This window comes from Ruegeria sp. CDSC051, from assembly GCF_059610665.1.
On the sequence record NZ_JBXWOC010000018.1, the window covers coordinates 1 to 4,512 of the forward strand.

The following is a 4,512-nucleotide window of genomic DNA, read 5'->3' on the forward strand; positions in this document are numbered from 1 at the left end:
ATGACGGATATTAAGCGCACGCCTTTGCATGGTTTGCATGTTGAGTTGGGTGGGAAGTTGGTTGATTTTGCGGGCTGGGAGATGCCTGTTCAGTATCCTTTGGGGATTATGGGTGAGCATGCGCAGTGTCGTGAGAAGGCGGCGGTGTTTGATGTGTCTCATATGGGTCAGGTGATCCTGCGGGGTGAGGATGTTGGTGCCAAGCTTGAGGCTCTGTGCCCGCAGGCCTATGCGACATTGAAGCCTGGCAAGGCGCGGTATGGGTTTTTCACCAATTCGGATGGCGGGATCATGGATGATCTGATCGTGTCGAATGCGGGGGATCACTTCTTTGTGGTGGTGAACGCGGCGCTGCGTCATCAGGATATTCCGCATATGCGCGCCAATCTGGACGGGGTTGAGGTGATCGAGATCTTTGACCGCGCGCTTGTTGCGGTGCAGGGACCGAAGGCCGAGGATGTGGTGGGTGCGCTTTGCCCTGCGGCGCGGGATCTGAAGTTCATGGAAACCGTTGTTGCCGACATCCTGGGGGCCGAATGCCGGATCTCGCGTCTGGGCTATACCGGTGAGGACGGGTACGAGATCTCGATCCCCGAGGACCGCGCGATTGAAATCACCAAGGCCTTCCTGGCGCATGAGGATTGCGAGGCGGCGGGCCTGGGCGCGCGCGACAGCCTGCGGCTGGAGGCGGGGCTGTGCCTGTATGGCAATGACATCGACCAGGGCACCTCGCCGATCGAGGCCAGCCTGGGTTGGGCGATCCAGAAACGCCGCAAGGAAGAGGGTGGGTTCCCGGGGGCCGATCGCATTCAAAAAGAACTGGCCGAGGGTCCCGCGCGCAAGCTGGTGGGCATCCAGCCGGAAGGCCGGGCACCGGCGCGTCAGGGCGTGGACATTCAGTGCGCGCAGGGCAATACAATCGGTCAGATCACCTCGGGCGGGTTTGGCCCGACGGTCGGTGGACCTGTGGCGATGGGCTATGTGGCGGCGGATCATGCCGAACCGGGCACGGCGGTGAATCTGATCATCCGGGGCAAGCCGCAACCGGCACAGATTGTGGCCACCCCCTTTGTCACCCAGAATTACAAGCGTTGAAGTCAGGAGAGAGACAACATGGCAACCTATTATTCCGAAGAGCACGAATGGCTGACCGTCGAGGGTGACACCGCGACGCTGGGCATCACCAAACACGCGGCTGAACAGCTGGGCGACGTGGTGTTCGTGGAACAGCAGGAAGCAGGCGACGAGTTCGAGAAGGGTGGCGAGATTGGCGTGATCGAATCCGTCAAGGCGGCGTCCGAGCTTTATGCGCCGGTTGATGGCGAGATCGTCGAGGTCAATGAGGCGCTGGCCGACAATCCGGGCGCGCTGAACGACGACCCCGAGGGCGAGGCCTGGATCTACAAGATCAAGATCACGGATGCGTCGCAGCTGGAAGATCTGATGGACGAAGCCGGCTATAAGGCGTTTATCGGCTGATCCTCTCCGGGGCCCCGGTTCCGGGGCTCCAATGCTTTGACTTATGCCGCCGAATTCGGGCTTTGCCCGTTCGGGCCCGAAGCTGTCCTTTGGACAGGTGCCGGGACGGCCCTCACCCCTCCGCCAGAGGCTGCTGCAGCCTCGGCCGGACCTGACCTTTCGACAGGAGCGCTACACATGGCCTTCAAACTCACCGATTACGAAGCCTATGACTTTGCCAACCGTCGCCATATCGGGCCCAGCCCGACCGAGATGCGCGACATGCTCAAGGTGATCGGCTTCACGACGCTGGATCAGCTGATTGACGCCACCGTCCCCCCTGCGATCCGGCAGAAGGAAGCGCTGGACTGGGGTCCGGCGATGACCGAGCGCGATGCGCTGTTCCACATGAAAGAGGTGGCGAGCAAGAACAAGGTTCTGACCTCGCTGATCGGTCAGGGATATTATGGCACCACCACACCCGCGCCGATCCTGCGCAACATCCTGGAAAACCCGGCCTGGTACACCGCCTATACACCCTATCAGCCCGAGATCAGCCAGGGCCGGCTTGAGGCGCTGCTGAACTTCCAGACCATGGTCAGCGATCTGACCGGGCTGGACGTGGCCAACGCCTCGCTGCTGGACGAAGCAACCGCTGCTGCCGAGGCGATGGCGATGGCCAAGCGCGGTGGCCGGTCCAAGGCCAATAACGCGGCTTTCTTCGTCGATAAAAACTGCCACCCGCAGACCATTGCGGTGATCAAAACCCGCGCCGAGCCTCTGGGCATCGACGTACAGGTGGCTGATCCGGATACGATGGACGCGGGCGCGGTGTTTGGCGCGATCTTCCAGTATCCCGGCACGCATGGACATGTGCGCGACTTCACCGCCGAGATCGCGGCGCTGCATGAACATAAAGCCATTGCCATCGTTGCCGCCGACATCCTGTCGCTGGCACTGCTGAAATCCCCCGGCGAGATGGGCGCGGATATCGCCATCGGTTCGACCCAGCGCTTTGGCGTGCCGATGGGTTATGGCGGCCCGCACGCGGCCTATATGGCGACCACCGACAAGCTGAAGCGGTCGATGCCCGGCCGGATCATCGGCGTCAGCATCGACAGCCGGGGCAACAAGGCCTATCGCCTGGCGCTGCAGACCCGCGAACAGCATATCCGCCGCGAGAAGGCCAACTCGAATGTCTGCACCGCGCAGGCGCTGCTGGCCGTCATTGCGTCGATGTATGCGGTTTATCACGGCCCTGATGGCATCAAGGCCATTGCGCAATCGGTGCACCGCAAGACCTCGCGCCTGGCCGCCGGTCTGGAAGAGGCGGGCTTTGCCGTGGAACCGGAAGTGTTCTTTGACACCATCACGGTCGAGGTCGGCCATCTGCAGAATGTCGTGATGGAGGCCGCCGTGGCCCGCGGCGTCAACCTGCGCAAGGTCGGCGACAGCAAGGTCGGCATCAGCCTGGACGAACAGACCCGGCCCGAGACCATCGAGGCCGTCTGGGGTGCCTTCGGCATCGATCGGGCGGATGACAGCTCGAACAAGCAATACCGCCTGCCGGATTACGCGCTGCGTGAAAGCGAATATCTGACCCACGAGATCTTCCACAAGAACCGGGCCGAGGCCGAGATCACGCGGTACATGCGCCGTCTCGCCGACCGCGACCTGGCGTTGGACCGGGCGATGATCCCGCTGGGGTCGTGCACGATGAAGCTGAACGCCACGATCGAGATGATCCCGGTCACCTGGCCCGAGTTCGGCAATCTGCACCCGTTCTGCCCGCAAGATCAGGCGCAGGGTTATCATGAGATGATTGATGATCTGAACGACAAGCTGTGCCAGATCACCGGTTATGACGCGATCTCCCAGCAACCCAACTCGGGCGCGCAGGGGGAATATGCGGGGCTGCTGAGCATCCGCAATTACCATTTTGCGCGCGGCGAAGGGCACCGCAATGTCTGCCTGATCCCAACCTCGGCGCATGGCACCAACCCGGCCTCGGCGCAGATGGTGGGCTGGCAGGTGGTGCCGGTGCAGGCCGATGACAAGGGCAACATTGATCTGAACGATTTCCGCGCCAAGGCGGAAAAGCATTCCGATCATCTGGCCGCCTGCATGATCACCTACCCGTCGACCCATGGCGTGTTCGAGACCACCGTACAGGAGGTCTGCCAGATCACCCATGATCACGGCGGTCAGGTCTATATCGACGGCGCCAACATGAACGCCATGGTCGGCCTGTCGCGCCCCGGTGACATTGGCGGTGACGTCAGCCACCTGAACCTGCACAAGACCTTCTGCATCCCGCATGGCGGCGGCGGCCCCGGCATGGGTCCGATCGGCGTCAAGGCGCATCTGATCGAACACCTGCCCGGCCACCCGGAATACGGCAGTGCCGTGGGTCCGGTCTCGGCAGCGCCCTTCGGCTCACCGTCGATCCTGCCGGTGTCATGGGCTTATGTGTTGCTGATGGGCGGCGCTGGTCTGACCCAGGCCACCAAGGTGGCAATCCTGAACGCCAACTACATCGCCGCACGGTTGGCTGAGGCCTATCCGATCCTCTATACGTCCGAGACAGGCCGGGTGGCGCATGAGTGCATTCTGGACACAAGACCCCTGGACGAGGCGGCCCATGTCAGCGTCGACGACATCGCCAAACGTCTGGTCGATAGCGGCTTCCACGCGCCCACCATGAGCTGGCCGGTGGCCGGAACCCTGATGGTCGAGCCCACGGAATCGGAACCCAAGGATGAGCTGGACCGCTTCTGCGACGCCATGCTGTCGATCCGCTCGGAAGCGCAGGACATCATCGACGGCAAGATCGATGCCGAGAACAACCCGCTGAAAAACGCCCCACACACGGTGCGCGATCTGGTCGGCGACTGGGACCGGCCCTACAGCCGCGAACAGGCCTGCTTCCCCCCGGGCTCCATGGGCGTCGACAAATACTGGTCCCCCGTAAACCGCGTCGACAACGCATACGGAGACCGAAACCTCATCTGCACATGCCCACCAATGGACGCTTACGAAGAAGCCGCAGAGTAA

Annotated in this window: 3 protein-coding genes; all 3 read left to right on the forward strand. The window is 62.4% G+C overall.

Annotated features, from left to right (window positions below; genetic code table 11):
* The coding region (gene gcvT, locus AC2FH0_RS20715; protein ID WP_496699607.1) for a glycine cleavage system aminomethyltransferase GcvT at window positions 1–1,095 on the forward strand (1,095 nt) is incomplete at its 5' end.
* 18 nt (window positions 1,096–1,113) lie between these two features.
* On the forward strand, window positions 1,114–1,479 hold the full coding sequence (gene gcvH, locus AC2FH0_RS20720) for a glycine cleavage system protein GcvH (protein ID WP_142640419.1): 366 nt from the start codon (window positions 1,114–1,116) through the stop codon (window positions 1,477–1,479).
* Between the two features lie 177 nt (window positions 1,480–1,656).
* Window positions 1,657–4,512, forward strand: a complete 2,856-nt coding sequence (gcvP, locus tag AC2FH0_RS20725; protein WP_496790240.1) for an aminomethyl-transferring glycine dehydrogenase — start codon at window positions 1,657–1,659, stop codon at window positions 4,510–4,512.

Bases quoted from the DNA above. Each gene is read 5' to 3' on its own strand.
- gcvP (WP_496790240.1), top strand. From the start codon at position 1,657: ATGGCCTTCAAACTCACCGATTACGAAGCCTATGACTTTGCCAACCGT.
- gcvH (WP_142640419.1), top strand. From the start codon at position 1,114: ATGGCAACCTATTATTCCGAAGAGCACGAATGGCTGACCGTCGAGGGT.